The following is a 16,636-nucleotide window of genomic DNA, read 5'->3' as shown; positions in this document are numbered from 1 at the left end:
GTGAAAAAAGTTAAGTTTTCAACCGCTATCTTATCCATTGTACTCTGTGCACTCACAGTTATCGCTTTGGTATTGCTCATACCTGCGTATCAAGGTTCACAACGAGCACTGTTAGAAGAGATTAACTTATCTCATTCCCGCAATCAGACGGTTCTTCAACAATTCTTCTATAAATACTTAAAAGCGGCAGCCTTTAACGCCGAGCAGATTAGCCAACGAGACATTCTAAAAACCGGCATAGAAACCCAGCAGCAAAAAGACCTAAACAAATTTTTGCAACAGCAGCTAGCTGGACAAACAGGTGAAAGCATCCATGCATTTGTGCTGGAAACCCAACAAGGCAATCATTACGAATTTATCAATACCTCGCTTCTAGGTATGCAGCTGAACCTGAGTGAATTAACCAAAGAATTTATCCCAAATCGCAGCTGGAAAGTACAATCAGTATCACATGACACAGCTACGCCACTGCACCTCATGCGAATTACCTTTCCAATCATCAGTGATGACTTGGGCGAGGTAATAGGAACACTACATTCATTTATTCTGTTAAATGATCACTTTAAATTACTCAGCGAGATTCAAAGTTTAACGGGTGCAGAATCAGTTGCGCTGTATTTCAACCAACAAGTCACATCTAGCTTAGCACTCACACCTAAGCTTCAATTAGTACTCCAGCAGTCAAAACCAGATACTCTGTTTGAGGTATTCGAGGACGATAGGATCATCCACCACTATCAGCTCTCTTTTAATACACAACAACAATTAAAAGTTGTAGCCACACTACCAAACTCTTCGATCCTTGCTCTAGAACTGGCATATACAAAAGATTTGGGTATGGCGATTACAGCAGCACTGATCATCGGATTACTAACTGTGTTAGCTATATCACGACTGACAAAAACATCACTCGTGCGTTTAGTTCAATATGCTGAAGACATGGCAATCAATCGTGATGCCGAACCTTTTAAACCAGGTCACTTCTCCGAATTTAACCTGCTGGGTAAAACTTTAGAGCATATGGTTGGCCGAATAAGTGAGCACGAACAGCAACTCAATGGCATTATCACTAATACACCCAACATCATCTTTATAAAAGGAGCTGATCTACGCTACCAGATGATCAGCCCTAATTATTATGATCTGATTAAAGACACATCAATAAAAGTGATTGGTAAAACCGACCATGAACTCTATTCTCCTAAGCATGCTGAAATACTTAAGAGTAGTGATTTAGAAGTTATTCGAACAAGTACACCTATCCAAATCGAATACACTGGAGCCACAGGACTAGGCCGTCGAAATTACCTAAGTACCAAGTTCCCTCTCTTTGATGAATCGGGAAATGTCTACGCCATCGGAGGAATCGTAACTGATGTTACCGATCTCAAAAATGCACAAAGCCACATTCAACTGGCCGGACAAATATTCGATCAAGCCGACGAAGCAATCTTGGTCATCGACACGCATCTAAAAATGGTGACCAGCAATAGCGCCTGCCATCAGCTGTGCGGCTCTGACGATCTCACTATCAACCAATTTAGTCGTAGGTTCTTCGCAGAACACCCAGATATACGCCACAGTCTAAAACAAGATAAACGCTGGCAAGGTGAAACACAGATACGTAGGCCAAATGGGCAAGCGTTCCCTGCCTGGCTGTCTGTTAGCAACCTATACACAGAAGATAATGAAGAACGCTTTGTTCTAATCTTTTCTGATATCAGCGCTAAAAAAGAAGCCGAAAATAAGCTTGAAAAACTATCTCACTATGATGGCTTAACTGGATTACCTAATCGTAGTCTGTTCTTTGATCGTTTAAACTCTGCTATCGCCCGGTCCAATCGTGAAAAGAGCCAAATAGGCCTACTGTTTATCAATATTGATCGTTTCAAAAACATCAATGACACCTATGGGCACGCTGCCGGTGACGAATTACTTAAAGCCACCGCCAACCGTATTTCCGGTTTCATAAGACCTGATGACACCGTATCACGCTTAGGCGGGGATGAGTTTGGTGTAATTTTACAAAGCATTGATAACGTCGACACAGTGAGTCATATATCCCATAGAATCATCGAATCATTAAGAACACCTTTCCAGCTCGATAATTTCACGAGTAATGCTCCGGTAAGTATAGGTATCGCTCTTTACCCTGATGACGGTAAGGATGCAAAAGAGCTGCTAACCAACGCTGATACCGCGATGTATCACATGAAAGAAAAAGGCAGGAACGGCATTCTGTTCTATGACCAAGAGGTCAACCAAAAAGCTGAAGCACAAACTCGCTTAGAAGAAGATCTTCGTCTCGCCCTACATAACCAAGATATCTTTTTGGTTTACCAACCTCGTTTCCATATCAATGGTAAAGATATTCTGAGCGCCGAAGCACTGGCTCGTTGGAACCACCCTGAAAAAGGAATGATTCCTCCAGGGCAATTTATCGAATTAGCAGAGCAAACCGGCCTAATTGTTGAACTTGGAAGAGAAATTCTAAACCTAGCCTGCCACGCAGCAAAAGCTTGGAATCTGAATCCTGCTAGGCCTATGCCGGTATCTGTCAATCTATCAGCACGACAGATTTATGATCCAAACCTAATTGATGATATCAAAGGCGCACTTATAGACAGCGACCTTGCACCATCACTGCTAGAGCTTGAGATTACCGAAACACTCGCAATTGATGACCTAGACAAAGTTATCAACAAGCTTCAGCAAATATGTGACCTTGGTGTCAGCTTATCTGTGGATGACTTTGGCACTGGATACTCATCCCTTATCTATCTAAAACGTCTACCGGTAAGCACCGTTAAAATTGACCGATCCTTTGTCACTGGCGTACCCGGTGATACAGATGATGAAAACATCATCGCTGCAATCATATCTATGTCCCATTCACTGCAATTGAAAGTTGTTGCCGAAGGGGTAGAAACTCAAGAGCAACTGAGCTTTTTGAAGGATCATCAGTGCGATGAAATTCAAGGCTTCTTGCTCGGCAAGCCCGATAGCAGCACCCGCCTCTTAGAGTACGCACAGAAATCCCTAACCAGTTGATTCCATTACCAATATAAAAGCCCCAGCACTCGACTAAATAACCATATTTATTTTCAGAGTATCCATTGCAGGGAGGCGAAAGCCGTGGAAGAATACCGACCGTTCAGTCCGAGCACTATAAAAACTTATATTTTGTAAGTGAATTTCATGCAAATGTCATTTGGATGAATATACTTAGATAGGAAGCAGACAAACATCTGCTGTGGTTCTGCACGGAAGAATAAGTACTACACGGGATAGAGAGATCCCCGTCCAGAATAAACCGGAATTAAACTGGAGACAGATATGGCTTCTGTTCACACAACAGATCGGGAACACGTGTATCCCGATAATGTTCGCCTTATTTCTACAACCGATACTCGCGGTATCATCACTTATGCCAACCCGGAATTCTGCCAAGTCGCTGGATACACACAAGAAGAACTAATCGGCAAACCTCATTGCTTAGTTCGACACCCTGATATGCCTGCGGCCGCTTTTGAAGATTTATGGAACCATATCAAAGACGACCAGCCTTGGATGGGAATGGTAAAAAACCGTTGTAAAAATGGTGATTATTACTGGGTTCAAGCTTATGTAATGCCACTATACGATAACAATGGCACTAAAACTGGCTATCAATCGGTCCGAACTCGCCCAAGCCAAGAACAGATTCAACGTGCTGAGCAGATTTATGGAAAGATTCGTAAGTCACCACCAAAATCGGTTAAAACGACAAGTCTGGCTGCTCGAATTATAAGCATTGCCGGTTTAATGGGCGCGAGCATGCTGGCCTTAAACTTCGCCCCGATCTCGGAGCTTTACCAATCCATCGCGATGTTAACGATGTTGGCTGTAGGGCTATATACGCTATTTGCCAGCACTCGGGGTCTAAAAAAGATCTCATCCACCACAGATGAGATCTATAGCAACCCATTAGCGCAATTAGTGATGACAGAAAATATGCATGAACAAGGTTCTGTTGATCTAGCCACCCGCATGATGCGCGCACGTTTGCGGACAGTTATCGGCCGAGTCGAGGACAGTATTGAAACCTTAGGCGAGGTAATGAACGAAACAGATGCTGCCATTAATCAAACTACTGCGGGCATTCAGCAGCAAAACAGCGAGAGTGACATGCTGGCCAGCGCAGCTACTCAAATGTCTGCAACAGCTCATGAAATCGCGCAAAACACTGCACAAACCTCTCAAGCAACGCAAAAAGCATCAGACCTTGCAAACAACGGCAAAGAGAATATTGATGTCATGCTTGAAAGCATCACCGAGCTTGTTAGAGATGTAGAACAAGCATCAGAATCTTCTGATGAGCTAAAACATCAAGCTTCTTCAATCGAGCAAATCGTTAACATTATCAATGATATCGCGGAGCAGACTAATCTATTGGCTTTGAATGCCGCGATTGAAGCAGCCCGCGCAGGCGATCAAGGCCGTGGATTTGCCGTAGTAGCTGACGAAGTACGCACTCTAGCTCAGCGCACACAAACCTCCACCAGCGAAATCAGAAGCACAATTGAAGCGATTCAAAAGCAAGTTGCCGTGACTGCCGACACTATGCAGCGCTGCTCTGAGCAAGCCCAAAAAGGAATTCATTTGGCTAATGATGCTAGCCAATCATTTGATTCCGTATCAGAAGCCATGCTAGAAGTCTCTGATCGTTGCATTCAAGTTGCGAGTGCTTCCGAACAACAAAGCTCCGTATCTGATGAGATCAACCACAACATTCTAAATATCCGTGATATTGCCAGCAGCAATATGACCGCTGCAGAGCAAACCAATAATGCCAGCAATAACCTGCATAAGTTGGTAACCGACCTACGTTCCATGATGAAGACCTTTTCGGTTTAGTCAACATAGAAAAATCCTTTTGAGGCCCTAGCTTAGCTAGGGCCAATCCATAGATCTCTAAACGTTTCTACCGACCTTTCGGTCAGATATAATGTCGGATTGTATAGACTAGTAGCCATTTCACATTTAATATTGATTATCATTAGCAAAATTTTTACAGCCCCATTCTGAATGAGCAAATCTAAAACCTTATGTAAGTTTAGTAAGAGCGATATAGAGCATCACTTCTCTGAGATTGCCAAACATACCCGTTCAAGCACTTACCTATGTCGCAAATGCGCTCGTTCTGCCAATAGTAAAAAATGGCTGTGTAAACCTGTTGCGATGTGATGTAACCAATTAGTAAGGATTTACCTATGCTTAGCCCAGCAATGCTTGAAAAGCTAAACGAACAGATCAATCTAGAATTTTTCTCATCCAACCTTTACCTACAAATGGGTGCATGGGCAGAGTCTAAAGGTTATGAAGGCTGTGCTGAATTCCTTTACAAGCACGCTGATGAAGAGATGTCTCACATGAAACGTCTGTTCACTTACGTTAACGAAACCGGTGCGATGGCGTTGATTGGCACTATTGAAGCCCCTGAAGCAGAGTTCGAATCGATCCGTGATCTATTCGAGAAGGTTTACGAACACGAATGCCTAGTGACCAGCAAGATCAACGAATTAGCCCACACCGCTTTTACAAATCAGGACTACTCAACTTTTAGCTTCCTACAATGGTATGTTGCTGAACAGCACGAAGAAGAGAAGCTGTTCAATGGCATCCTAGATAAAATCAAAATCATTGGCGAAGATGGCAAAGGCTTATTCTTTATCGATAAGGAGATCGGTGAACTAGCCAAAAATGGTGATGGCGGTAGCATTATGGCCAGCACAGAAGAAGCCATCTAATCTTTATATTTCAACAAGTTATATAAACACCTTAAAATCGGACAATAAATAAGCAGAAAAAACTGCTGTTTTTTATATTTTTTTATTAAAGAATATGATTTATTGTCCGATATTTAACCGAAAGTAGCCTCTCATGCCTAGCAAGGAGATATAGCATGAACACTGATTGCAAGTATTGCTTTGAGTTAGTTAAAAACGGGAAGGAACACCCACAGCTAAAAACGGTTAGTGATTTAGGTAACTCTCAGATCTGCAAATGCGGTAACTGCGGTGCCATGCTAATGAGCACAGCGGACAACTGGGAGATCGTGATCAAGGGCTCTGTTGCTCGACATCACAAAAAGCGCGCGAAAGAAGCCAAAGAAAAAGTTGCTTAGCAACGTCCCAAGCTAAATTTTACTTGGCAGCCCAGATAGTTACGCGTAGTTTTGTCATAGAAACGTAAACACGATTGGTTCCTATGCATTCACTTCGCCAGCTGATTGAGCAAGATAATAATCACAACTTATTCGATCTACTCTCCAGTCTTTGCCAAGGCTCTATTGCAGTCGATGAAAAAGCATCCATTCTCTGGATGAACGATGCTTATCGTAAGCTCGTTGCTATTCCAGAAGAGATCGATCCAATTGGCTGTAATGTAGAAGAATTAATCCCCACGACTCAACTGCCCCGAGTCATTAAAAGCGGCAAACCTTCCTTTGTCGATCTAATGCAGATTAACAACCGCTGGTGCGTTGTTACCCGCCTTCCTATCAAGAATTCAGAAAATGAGATTATTGGCGCTATTGGTTTTATTTTTTACGATGACTTAGACAGTCTTCAACCGCTGTTCGACAAATTTGCTCGCCTTCAGCGTAAATTTGAAGATGAGAAAATCATCCGCCCAAGCCGCTACGCTTTGGACGACATGATCGGTAATGCGCCGAAGACACAACAACTTCGTCGCCAAGCTCTTAGAGCCTCACAACTCGATACAACCTTGCTTTTATTAGGCGAAACCGGGACGGGAAAAGAGCTATTAGCTCAAGGAATCCACCATGCTTCCACACGACGCAGCGGACCTTTTGTCGGCATTAATATGGGTGCGCTACCCGAATCGCTTGCCGAAGCTGAACTGTTTGGCACCGCTCCCGGAGCCTATACCGGCGCAGATAGAAAGGCACGCAAAGGCAAAGTCCAGTTAGCTGAAGGCGGTACGCTATTCCTTGATGAGATTGCAGAGATGCCTCTCGCCATGCAGGCAAAACTTCTTCGAGTCCTACAGGAACGTGAAGTAGAAGCCCTAGGCTCCAACCGCCTTGAGAAAGTGGATGTACGTATCATCGCTGCAACCGCAAAAGATCTTCGCAACCAAGTAGAGCAAGGGTTATTTCGAGAAGACCTCTACTATCGATTAAACGTCTTACCGATCAACCTACCGCCACTAAGAGAGCGAATCCAAGATATTCCACTGCTATCCGAACACATGTTGAGCGAAATTCAGCGTCAATCGCAGCTACCTGAACTACCTCTGTCACAGTCAGCCCTAGAATGGCTACAAAGCTACAGCTGGCCTGGCAATATCCGTGAACTGCGAAATCGCCTAGAACGAGGCTGCGTTATGGCTGAAGGCTCTTCAATAGAAGCGCCTGATTTAGGCGCAAATGAAGAACAGCCCCATCAAAGAAACCCTTTAACGAATCTAAAAAGCTATCGTAAAGAGCATGAGCGCTCAGCCATTGAAGAAGCGATACAGCAATGCAATGGCAATAAAACTGCTGCTGCTAAACTGCTAGGCATCTCCAGAGCAAGCCTTTATCAACGCCTAAGAGACGACAAAAGTGTCTAAAAAATTAGACAAATACAGCGCACTGTCTATTTTTACAGACATCCATCTATATCCCACCCACCACAAAAACCAATAACCCATTGTTTTTAAACAATACTTAAAATATGGCCCCTACCTTGCTTTAAACAAACGAATTAAAATAACAAAAATGGTATTCAGGATGTCTCAGAATAAGCTGATCTCAGCCGATCAAGCGGCAGCATTAATTCAATCAAATGACACCATAGTGACAGGCGGCTTTATCGGCATCGGCTTTGCTGAAACTCTCGCAAAAGCGATCGAAAAACGATTTCTAGATCAAGGCACCCCCAACAACCTCAGCCTGCTTTATGCCGCAGGACAAGGTGATGCCCAAACTCGCGGCTTAAATCACTTTGCCCATGAAGGGATGATAAGGCGTGTCATCGGTGGACATTGGGGCTTAGCACCGGCGCTCGGAAAAATGGCAATTGAGAATAAGATCGAGGCATACAATCTTCCACAAGGGGTTATCTGCCACATGTTCCGCGATATTGCCGCAGGTAAACCCGGCACGCTCACACGGGTAGGTTTGCACACCTTTGTAGACCCACGTATTGAAGGCGGCAAAGTAAATAGCCGCACAGAAGAGCAACTGGTACAGCTACTTGATCTTAACGGTGAAGAAGCTCTTCTATATAAACACTGCCAACCAAACATTGCCCTGCTACGCGGCACCACAGCAGATAGTAAAGGCAATATATCCATGGAACGTGAAGCACTGCCTTTGGATGCTTTAGCGATTGCGCAAGCCGTTAAAAACAGTGGCGGCAAGGTACTAGTACAGGTTGAACGAGTTACTGCCCAGCATAACCTAACGCCAGATAGGATCCGCATCCCGGGCATTCTGGTCGATCATATTATTCAAGCTCCTGCTGAAGACCACCCTCAGACATTTGCCGAAAGCTATAACCCAGCCTACAGTGGCGAGATCACTCTCCCGGCTCAAGCAAGCAAAGCTGTTCCTTTAGACGCAAGAAAAGTCATAGCACGCCGCGCATTGATGGAGCTAAAAAATAATGCAGTGGTTAATCTTGGTATTGGCATGCCTGAAACGGTAGCAGCCGTTGCAGCTGAAGAAGGAAAGATAGAAGATTTTACTCTTACCGTTGAGCCTGGCGGCATCGGCGGCCAACCTGCTAGCGGGCTAAGCTTTGGCGCAACAAGTAATGCCGAAGCAGTGGTAGACCAACCTGCTCAGTTTGATTTCTATGATGGCGGCGGTTTAGACCAAGCCTTTTTAGGCTTAGCAGAAACCTGCCCAGAAGGTCACGTTAACGTTAGTAAATTCGGCCCCAAACTCGCTGGTGCAGGCGGATTTATCAACATCACTCAAAACACTAAAGACGTTTATTTCCTGGGCACATTCACCTCAGGCAAACAACTATTGGAAGTGCACGAGCACGGCTTAAAAGTGATAGAGAACGGGCCTCTTAAGAAATTTAAAAAGACTGTTCAACAAATCACATTTAATGGCAGTTACGCCATGCAATGCCAACAACGGGTAACCTTTATCACTGAACGTGCGGTATTCAAACTCACGCCAAAAGGCCTTTTACTAACCGAGATTGCACCAGGTATCGATCTGCAGAAGGATGTACTGGATCAGATGGAGTTTATGCCGTTAATTGATGATCACTTAACTCCGATGGATGAGCGCCTATTCCGTGAAAGCCCAATGCGCTTAAATCAACCCGGTAGCAGACCGATGCAGCAGATGCGGGCATTAATGAAGAATGTCCTTCAACCGCAAAAGCCGGTCCCACAACCGTCAAAGATGTATTCAATTTCGTAAGATCGTCCTTTTATCATCCAGCAATAAGATAGGGGAAGGTACACAACGTACTAACCCCATTGCCATATTCTCGCTGTGCGGCGGACTTGTGCTAAGGCTCTATTCTTATTGCAGAGAGCGGTTCACGTCATTACTCAAATCTATACTGCACTTCACCGCAGCCCCGGATTTTAGTCTTTTGACCGCTCTCCGGATGTTTTTTCATCTCGCCTGACTCGCAATTCCAGCTATCTAAAGCAATACTCCAAAGAGCGTCTAACTGCGGGAGCGCTTTATGAAAAAGCTAACTTTAGTTCGCCACGCAAAATCTAGCTGGAAAGACCCCAGCCTAGATGACTTTGATCGCCCTCTCAACAAGCGTGGTCAGCGAGACCTTCCAAAGATGGCCAAGCGTTTAAATGAGTACGGCATCGTGCCAGACCTCATATTAGCTAGCGACGCTAACAGAGCTATCAAGACTGCCTCCGAGATCCATCGACAGCTCCATTTAAAACCCAAACAGTTGCAAATGCATCCTGAACTATATGCATCTTGTGCCGAAACGCTGATGTACCTTTTGCAAAATCAATCAGATCATCTGAGTAGTATTATGCTAATCGGCCATAATCCAGCGTTACATCAATTAGCTGATTTGCTTACTCAAAACCACTTAGAAAAACTGCCAACGGCAGCCGTCCTTCACATGCATCTAAGCATCACCCAATGGCATGAATTAGCAGAAGGCTGCGCCACCAGTATTTTATTCGATTACCCGAAAAAGCATGCTGCCACCACCACCTAAACAACTATGATAAACTGTACTCTTTATTCCAGAGTGAGTGCCTGTGGATCTTTACCTTTCATCGCTCAGTTTTACTGCGAGTATCACTGCCCCAATTTTTTTTATTGGCCTCCTAGGCTACGTACTAAAACGTGTAGGGCTGATTGATGATGCCTTTATAAATACAGCATCAAAGCTGGTATTTATGATCACCCTGCCAGCCTTGGTTTTTATGTCCATCTCAAGGACGGACTTTCACGCAGTTTTCAATCCGGAACAACTCGGCTTTGTCTTAATAGGCACTCTAGTCAGCTTCATCGCTCTTTGGTTTCTCGCTAAGCGTTGGATCAAACAACCGGAAGACTTAGGCGTTTTTATACAAGGTGCGTTTCGAAGTAATTACGGGATTATTGGTTTAGCCGTGAGCTATAACCTGTTTTCTGACTCCGGTTTAGCTCAAGCCTCCTTACTACTAGCGCTCGTTATTCCTCTGTTTAATGTCTTATCAATCATTGCCTTAACCCTGCCAGCTAAACACCAAGGCGGCGCGAGTATCGGCAGCACTGTATTAGAGATCATAAAAAACCCACTGATCATAGCAGTATTGCTGGCACTTCCGTTCTCTTACTTCGGTTTCCAACTTCCCGAAATTGCACAGAAAACAGGGCGTTACTTCGCCAATCTGACCCTACCTTTAGCCCTATTGGCTATAGGCGGCTCATTGAACATGAAGAGCTTACGGAGCACTTCCTCGCAAGCCACTTGGGCTACCTTATCAAAACTACTTTTTATCCCATTGATATTAACGCTAGCCGCTTGGGCATACGGCTTCAAAGGGCAAGACTTAACTATGCTAATGGTTCTGTTTGGGTGTCCGACAGCTGCCGCTAGCTTTGTTATGGCTAAAGCGATGGGAGGAAATGAGAAACTAGCAGCGAATATCATCTTGATGACGACCATAGGCTCTATCCTTAGCCTATCGGCAGGCATCTATATCATGCGCGTCACAGGTGTTATTTAAGCTTCAGTACACTCTGTACGGTTAAGATAGGTCTGTAAGCTAATTTGATCTGTAGTTTCAAAATGACGGGACAATTGCGTGAGTGATTGGATACGATCCAATCTAAACATACGAAAATCCTCGCGCAGCTCACACCAAGCAACCAAGGTCCAAACAGCACCCCAGTACACTAAACCTAAAGGCCAAACTTCACGCTCGGACTGTTGTTTATCTTCTCGTTGATAACCAATTGCAATCACAAACCTATTCTTGATCGCGACTCTGATCTGATCGCTGTATTGCGTTGTCCATTGTCGATGCAATCCAGGAACAACAAACCATTCAGGGCCTTCAATATATTGATCGTAAAGCTCAGTCGGCAAAACCGCTTTAACTTTATCTAACACTCGGGAAGCAGACTGACCCAAATGCTGATCACTACAACCCTGCACTAAGCGCACGCCAAGCAACAGTGCTTCTAGTTCCTCTTCATCAAACATCAAAGGTGGCAGATTGAATTCTGGGCGCAGCCGATAGCCCACCCCCGCTTCACCTTCTATAGGCACACCAGAAAGCGAAAGCGCCTGTATATCTCGGTAGATAGTTCTCTCGGAGACTTCCAATACTTCAGCCAAGGCGCTGGCCGTTAAAGCGGTTCGGCGGCCGCGCAAAAGCGTTAGTAATTGAAATAAGCGTTCCGCTTTCCTCATCGGTAATTTAGCTCCCTAAGCCCCTTCGCAAATCATCGCTTCTGTTTGTACTTCCATATGACGCATATGACAACTGTCCATATCAATAAGACCACACAACAACTGGCCTTCGTCAGATTGCATAAATGCATCGCCCGCCGCTTTAGCTGTCGGCATATCCTGCCAATAAGCCAAATCGTGCAGTAAGCCATTTTCATCTTCGCTCACTGAACGATACAGAAAGCCTTCCTGCTTTTTTAACCACTCATTAACCTTGTCATGAGTCGATGCAAAGTCAGCTTTATTCACGCCTGATTTCAGATTGTAAGTTACCATTTCCACGACGGTTGTTGTCATTGTTATTCTCCTTAATCCAATTCTTAAATATGACAACAGGGATGCTAAACTAGGCCTACTGACAGCGTAGTGTCAGTAGAGTTTTATTAAATGGGGATAAAGATGTTTAAGTTATTCAAAAGCGATCGATTAGCAAAAGCTTTTAAGGCGATCGATGCCGATGATCTGACCAAGCTACAAAAACATCTGCAAAAACTCGAACCAGAAGAAATCAATCAGCCAGTCTCTGATGACACAGCGCCCTTAGCTGAAGTCTGCATTCTTAAACAAGCCCCAAAAGCGTTAAAGCTGGTGCTAAACTTCGGTGCCAATGCAGACCAAATGAGTCACACCAATCCGACTCTATCACTTGCAGAGCTATCACTTGGGCAGGAAAAAAGCCTCCCCTTACTAACAGCGCTTTATACTGCTGGTGCCAAAACCGATCCAACACCATTGCTTCAACAATGCTTTGACCACTGCTCCGAACAAGAACTCATGCTGCATCTATCCGTCTTGCTCCAATATGGCGGACAGCTTGATGACGAACTTGTTCATAAAGCCTTAGCTAGCGATCAGTTACCGCTCATCCACTTTATTATAAATTCTGGCGCATCTTGTCCAGACGATATCGACAAGCATAATTACCCTGAAGAAACGCTAAACTATGCGAAAAAATGTTGGGACGATCAGAAAATTAGAGCGATGTTTCTCTCATGACAGATTCAAAGAGATGCTTTGTAATAGCTGTCGCTGGTGCACCTGGTAGTGGTAAGACCTCTTTAACCCTAGCCCTAGCTAAACTACTAGATGCAGACACACTCTTTTACGATGATTATCAACAGGCCACTACTCAATCCATGGCAGAAATTCTCCAATGGATGAAACAAGGTAGCGATTACAACAAATTAAATATTCCCGGCTTTGCTGAAGCGATTGCTGCCCAAATCCAAACCACTCATAAACGGTTCTTGTTGATTGAAACCCCATTAGGCCGACATCATCATGCCAGTGGACGATATATTGATTGCCTAGTTTGGCTAGATACTCCTCTTGATATTTCACTTGCTCGTAATATCAAAGCCTTTAGCAGCGAATTTAAAAAGGCCCCATCCGACTGCGTTCAACAACTTGATTGGCTAGCTAATTACCTTGAAGGCTATATTCAAGATATCCGCGCTACACTCGTCATACAACAAGAACGCTTAACCAAAGATGCCGATATTAATATTGATGGCACCCTTCCAATTGGCGAAATAACTCAGCACATTTACCAAACGATCTCAAAAAAACAATAACAAGGATAAACAATGCACCCTCTTTGCCTAGATGATTCAACAGCTGAACAGCAGGACTGGAAAGCCTACCTTTGCATCGAGGCATTTATTCAAGATTTTGTCACATCCCAAGCACTGTTTACGGCTTTACAGCTAGGCCTGATCAAAACCCTATCAGACCAACCTCGTTCCGAAGATGCTTTGCAACAAAGGCACCCTGAAGTGACGGCCCTAGGTATGCTGCTCCAACAATTAAATGCAGCCAATGTCATTGAGCAGGACGACAATCTTCAATGGCAACTGACAACGGTATTCAGCCAAACACTCCCCTTCCAAGATCTGCTACTTTCCAAATTGGAGTTTGCAAATCTATTAGCACCTGACCTTTTAGAGCACTACACACTATTCCTTGAGGACATGCCTCGTTTTATTCAGCAAGCTAAGGTATTTGAACTGTTTGCTTACAATCGCTGTTTTGAGGTCACGCCAGAGAACATTACTGCAACTCGTCGCTGGATGCGTTTCACCACCTGTTTAACCCGCTACGAAGGCCGTGTAATTGCTGCGCACGCCGATCTATCTCATGTACTAAAGCACCTAGATATAGGCGGAAACAGCGGAGAATTCGCGCTGCAATTGTGCAAAGCTAATCCGGCACTCAATTCGACTATTATCGATCTTCCTGTGGTTTGTGAAGTAGGTCGAAGCCACATTAAGGATGAACAAGAAGCAGATCGAATCGATTTTAAAGCAGCGGACGCACTTGTGGATAAACTACCGCCGCAACAAGATCTGGTGACCTTCAAATCAATTTTGCACGACTGGCCAATAGAAGCCTGTGCACAATTTATCCGCCAAGCGACAAGCACACTAAACGATCAGGGTGAAATACTGATATGTGAAAGAGGACCATTAGATCTAAGCAGGCCATTACCTTACGGCCTATTGCCTATGTTGTTATTCAATCGCTCTTTCCGTGAGCCCAATGCTTATATTGAGTTATTGAAAAACAATGGTTTTAACAACATTGAGATTGAAACCATTCAGTTAGAAACGCCGTTCTTCCTAATTCGAGCTAGGCGTTAAAACTTGAGGGCGTTTTAATTGATAAGTCAGGAATATCGATTTTAGGGCAACGGTTTACCACAACCTTAAGGCCTGCATCTTCAGCACGTTTCTGTGCGTCTGGGCTGTAAACCCCTAACTGTAACCAAACCGCCTTAGCTCCGATTTGAATGGCTTCGTCGATAACCTCTCCAGCCTGATCGCTGCGACGAAATACATCGACCATATCAACCGTCTTATCGATATCAGCTAAAGAGGCAACAACCTGTTCACCATGGAGTTCTTCACCTGCAAGAATAGGATTAACTGGGATCACGTCATAACCACATGTTTTTAGAAAAGCCATTACACGAAAACTAGCGCGCTCAGGCTTGTTACTCGCACCTACTAGTGCGACAGTCCGGACACTTTCTAAAACATCGATAGATAACTGATCGTCAGTCATGGCTATCACCTTCGGCATGCATGCCTTTGCAAACACTACACTCTGGGTCTTTGCGCAATTTAAGTGTGCGCCAATCCATGGTTTTGGCATCTAAAAGCAGTAAACGGCCTGCCAAGTTCTCGCCAACCGAAGCCAAAACTTTTAATGCTTCTAATGCTTGAACCGATCCGATAATACCGACTAGAGGCGATAAAACACCGGACTCAGAGCAAGTAAGCGCTTCATCACTTCCTTCTTTGTAGAGGCATTGATAGCAAGGTGATTCAGGATTAAGCGGATCGTAAACTGCCACCTGACCTTCCATACGGATAGCAGCACCAGAAACTAATGGTTTCTTGTGCATAAAGCAGGCACGGTTAATCGAAAATCGAGTACTAAAGTTATCAGTACAATCAACCACAAGGTCAACGGTTGCGACTAAACGCTGCAAAGCTTCATCGTCTAAACGCTCATACAATGCTTTAACTCGAGTATCCGGATTAAGACCGGCAATCGTATTTCGAGCCGAATCCACTTTAGGCGCTCCAATGCGCTTAGTGTTATGAGCAATCTGACGCTGTAGATTGGAAAGCTCTACCTCATCATCATCCACTAAGATAAGCTCACCTATACCTGCCGCAGCTAGGTACATAGCGACAGGACTGCCCAGGCCACCTAGACCGATGATCAAAACAGTCGAATTTAACCAGATCTCCTGCCCATTGATATCGACATCAGGCAACATAATTTGGCGGCTGTAACGTAATAGCTGCTCATCACTCAGCATTGTTTTCTCCTTAAGCGCAGGTTTCACCTGGCCATAATGCAAAGGTTACTCGCTCATTATCGCCATAATCGCGCTGAGTACCAATTTCTGTATACCCTAAACTGTCCAGCAAGGCGCGGCAAACAGGACCTTGGTCATACCCATGTTCAAACAACAGATGCCCGCCCGGAACAAGGTAACTTCGAGCCTGTCCACATATATGTTTTATATCTGCCATACCATGATCTTCAGCCGTAAGCGCCGAAAGCGGCTCAAACCGCACATCGCCTTGTTCTAGATGAGGGTCTTTCGGATCAATATAAGGAGGATTACTGACGATCATATCGTAATGACCATGGTGAGGCTCAAACCAACTTCCCTGTATAACTTCTACGTTTTTAAGCTGCAAACGGGCTCGATTACGCTCGGCTAATTGTGCCGCCTCTGGCACAAACTCAGATGCAACCACAGTCCATTCTGGGTGTTCATAAGCTAAGGATAAAGCAATGGCTCCGGTTCCTGTGCCTAGATCAGTAATACGCGCTTGCTTCTTAGTACACAACTGCAAAGCCTTTTCGACGACCACTTCAGTATCGGGACGAGGAATCAAGGTATGAGGGGACACCTCCAAGTCAAAATCCCAAAAACCACGCATACCGATAATATGCGCCACAGGCTCACCTCTGAGGCGCCGATCAATCATCACTTTTAATTGATCGACAATTTTTGGATCTAACTCTTTTTCAGGCCAAGTAAACAGATAGCTACCTGGTTTATCGAGCAAATGACATAGCATCAACTCAACATCTAATTGAGCCGACTCACTGACACCACTGAGTTGATTACTTAGTTTTACAGCTTGTTTAATCTGCATAGAGATTTAATACAT

16 protein-coding genes are annotated in these 16,636 nt (G+C 44.4%); 11 read left to right on the top strand and 5 right to left on the bottom strand.

Annotation, left to right across the window (positions count from 1 at the left end; translation table 11 throughout):
- From ACMXYW_RS02355 to ACMXYW_RS02320, 8 genes are all read left to right on the top strand, one after another.
- Nucleotides 1–3,051: an EAL domain-containing protein gene (locus ACMXYW_RS02355; RefSeq protein WP_415905075.1), complete on the top strand. Its 3,051-nt coding sequence runs from the start codon at nt 1–3 to the stop codon at nt 3,049–3,051.
- A 285-nt stretch (nt 3,052–3,336) separates the two neighbouring features.
- Nucleotides 3,337–4,896 carry a PAS domain-containing methyl-accepting chemotaxis protein gene (locus ACMXYW_RS02350; protein WP_415905074.1) on the top strand — a complete coding sequence of 520 codons (1,560 nt, stop codon included), beginning with the start codon at nt 3,337–3,339 and terminating at the stop codon, nt 4,894–4,896.
- A gap of 356 nt (nt 4,897–5,252) precedes the next feature.
- Entirely contained in the window at nt 5,253–5,789 is a 537-nt protein-coding gene (gene ftnA / locus ACMXYW_RS02345; RefSeq protein WP_415900030.1) for a non-heme ferritin, read from the top strand.
- A gap of 155 nt (nt 5,790–5,944) precedes the next feature.
- On the top strand, nt 5,945–6,166 hold the full coding sequence (locus ACMXYW_RS02340) for a hypothetical protein (protein ID WP_415890185.1): 222 nt from the start codon (nt 5,945–5,947) through the stop codon (nt 6,164–6,166).
- An 83-nt stretch (nt 6,167–6,249) separates the two neighbouring features.
- Nucleotides 6,250–7,617 (top strand): sigma-54 interaction domain-containing protein, encoded by a 1,368-nt coding sequence (locus tag ACMXYW_RS02335; protein ID WP_415905073.1) that lies wholly within the window; start codon nt 6,250–6,252, stop codon nt 7,615–7,617.
- Between the two features lie 160 nt (nt 7,618–7,777).
- Nucleotides 7,778–9,430, top strand: a complete 1,653-nt coding sequence (locus tag ACMXYW_RS02330) for an acyl CoA:acetate/3-ketoacid CoA transferase (RefSeq protein ID WP_415905072.1) — start codon at nt 7,778–7,780, stop codon at nt 9,428–9,430.
- A 274-nt stretch (nt 9,431–9,704) separates the two neighbouring features.
- Nucleotides 9,705–10,211, top strand: a complete 507-nt coding sequence (locus tag ACMXYW_RS02325; RefSeq protein ID WP_415905071.1) for a SixA phosphatase family protein — start codon at nt 9,705–9,707, stop codon at nt 10,209–10,211.
- A 43-nt stretch (nt 10,212–10,254) separates the two neighbouring features.
- The gene (locus ACMXYW_RS02320; RefSeq protein ID WP_415905070.1) at nt 10,255–11,211 is read left to right on the top strand and encodes an AEC family transporter; all 957 of its coding nucleotides are present in this window, start codon (nt 10,255–10,257) and stop codon (nt 11,209–11,211) included.
- On the opposite strand, the gene ACMXYW_RS02315 is transcribed toward ACMXYW_RS02320, so the two are convergent.
- Together ACMXYW_RS02315 and ACMXYW_RS02310 are read right to left on the bottom strand one after the other, a co-directional pair.
- Entirely contained in the window at nt 11,208–11,900 is a 693-nt protein-coding gene (locus ACMXYW_RS02315) for a helix-turn-helix transcriptional regulator (RefSeq protein WP_415905069.1), read from the bottom strand. The two genes, ACMXYW_RS02320 and ACMXYW_RS02315, sit on opposite strands and share 4 nt — an antisense overlap.
- 15 nt (nt 11,901–11,915) lie before the next feature.
- Nucleotides 11,916–12,236: a hypothetical protein gene (locus ACMXYW_RS02310; protein WP_415905068.1), complete on the bottom strand. Its 321-nt coding sequence runs from the start codon at nt 12,234–12,236 to the stop codon at nt 11,916–11,918.
- Nucleotides 12,237–12,338: 102 nt separating this feature from the next.
- Here ACMXYW_RS02310 and ACMXYW_RS02305 point away from each other — a divergent pair, with 102 nt between their 5' ends.
- From ACMXYW_RS02305 to ACMXYW_RS02295, 3 genes are read left to right on the top strand one after another with little or no spacing between them, the layout of a single operon-like run.
- Complete coding sequence (locus ACMXYW_RS02305) at nt 12,339–12,935, top strand: hypothetical protein (protein ID WP_415905067.1); 597 nt, start codon at nt 12,339–12,341, stop codon at nt 12,933–12,935.
- Entirely contained in the window at nt 12,932–13,513 is a 582-nt protein-coding gene (locus ACMXYW_RS02300) for a hypothetical protein (RefSeq protein ID WP_415905066.1), read from the top strand. Before ACMXYW_RS02305 ends, ACMXYW_RS02300 begins: the two co-directional genes overlap by 4 nt.
- A 12-nt stretch (nt 13,514–13,525) precedes the next feature.
- The gene (locus ACMXYW_RS02295) at nt 13,526–14,578 is read left to right on the top strand and encodes a methyltransferase (protein ID WP_415905065.1); all 1,053 of its coding nucleotides are present in this window, start codon (nt 13,526–13,528) and stop codon (nt 14,576–14,578) included.
- On the opposite strand, the gene ACMXYW_RS02290 is transcribed toward ACMXYW_RS02295, so the two are convergent.
- Genes ACMXYW_RS02290 through prmC form a run of 3 tightly spaced genes read right to left on the bottom strand, consistent with a single transcriptional unit; the run spans nt 14,568 to nt 16,621 of the window.
- Nucleotides 14,568–15,002, bottom strand: a complete 435-nt coding sequence (locus ACMXYW_RS02290) for a CoA-binding protein (protein ID WP_415905064.1) — start codon at nt 15,000–15,002, stop codon at nt 14,568–14,570. The two genes, ACMXYW_RS02295 and ACMXYW_RS02290, sit on opposite strands and share 11 nt — an antisense overlap.
- The gene (locus ACMXYW_RS02285; protein WP_415900020.1) at nt 14,995–15,768 is read right to left on the bottom strand and encodes a molybdopterin-synthase adenylyltransferase MoeB; all 774 of its coding nucleotides are present in this window, start codon (nt 15,766–15,768) and stop codon (nt 14,995–14,997) included. The genes ACMXYW_RS02290 and ACMXYW_RS02285 overlap by 8 nt, the downstream gene beginning before the upstream one ends.
- Nucleotides 15,769–15,778: 10 nt before the next feature.
- Entirely contained in the window at nt 15,779–16,621 is an 843-nt protein-coding gene (gene prmC, locus ACMXYW_RS02280; RefSeq protein ID WP_415905063.1) for a peptide chain release factor N(5)-glutamine methyltransferase, read from the bottom strand.
- Between the last annotated feature and the right edge of the window lie 15 nt (nt 16,622–16,636).

It is taken from the genome of Neptuniibacter sp. QD48_55 (genome assembly GCF_047778115.1).
Classification (GTDB): domain Bacteria; phylum Pseudomonadota; class Gammaproteobacteria; order Pseudomonadales; family Balneatricaceae; genus Neptuniibacter.
The sequence above is the reverse complement of the archived record's forward strand: the minus strand, read 5'-3'. Positions and strand labels throughout refer to the sequence as shown.

Excerpts from the sequence above, each read along its gene's own strand:
- ACMXYW_RS02350 (WP_415905074.1), top strand. The coding sequence starts at position 3,337 with ATGGCTTCTGTTCACACAACAGATCGGGAACACGTGTATCCCGATAAT.
- ftnA (WP_415900030.1), top strand. The coding sequence starts at position 5,253 with ATGCTTAGCCCAGCAATGCTTGAAAAGCTAAACGAACAGATCAATCTA.
- ACMXYW_RS02340 (WP_415890185.1), top strand. The coding sequence starts at position 5,945 with ATGAACACTGATTGCAAGTATTGCTTTGAGTTAGTTAAAAACGGGAAG.
- ACMXYW_RS02335 (WP_415905073.1), top strand. The coding sequence starts at position 6,250 with ATGCATTCACTTCGCCAGCTGATTGAGCAAGATAATAATCACAACTTA.
- ACMXYW_RS02330 (WP_415905072.1), top strand. The coding sequence starts at position 7,778 with ATGTCTCAGAATAAGCTGATCTCAGCCGATCAAGCGGCAGCATTAATT.
- ACMXYW_RS02325 (WP_415905071.1), top strand. The coding sequence starts at position 9,705 with ATGAAAAAGCTAACTTTAGTTCGCCACGCAAAATCTAGCTGGAAAGAC.
- ACMXYW_RS02315 (WP_415905069.1), bottom strand. The coding sequence starts at position 11,900 with ATGAGGAAAGCGGAACGCTTATTTCAATTACTAACGCTTTTGCGCGGC.
- ACMXYW_RS02310 (WP_415905068.1), bottom strand. The coding sequence starts at position 12,236 with ATGACAACAACCGTCGTGGAAATGGTAACTTACAATCTGAAATCAGGC.
- ACMXYW_RS02305 (WP_415905067.1), top strand. The coding sequence starts at position 12,339 with ATGTTTAAGTTATTCAAAAGCGATCGATTAGCAAAAGCTTTTAAGGCG.
- ACMXYW_RS02300 (WP_415905066.1), top strand. The coding sequence starts at position 12,932 with ATGACAGATTCAAAGAGATGCTTTGTAATAGCTGTCGCTGGTGCACCT.
- ACMXYW_RS02295 (WP_415905065.1), top strand. The coding sequence starts at position 13,526 with ATGCACCCTCTTTGCCTAGATGATTCAACAGCTGAACAGCAGGACTGG.
- ACMXYW_RS02290 (WP_415905064.1), bottom strand. The coding sequence starts at position 15,002 with ATGACTGACGATCAGTTATCTATCGATGTTTTAGAAAGTGTCCGGACT.
- ACMXYW_RS02285 (WP_415900020.1), bottom strand. The coding sequence starts at position 15,768 with ATGCTGAGTGATGAGCAGCTATTACGTTACAGCCGCCAAATTATGTTG.
- prmC (WP_415905063.1), bottom strand. The coding sequence starts at position 16,621 with ATGCAGATTAAACAAGCTGTAAAACTAAGTAATCAACTCAGTGGTGTC.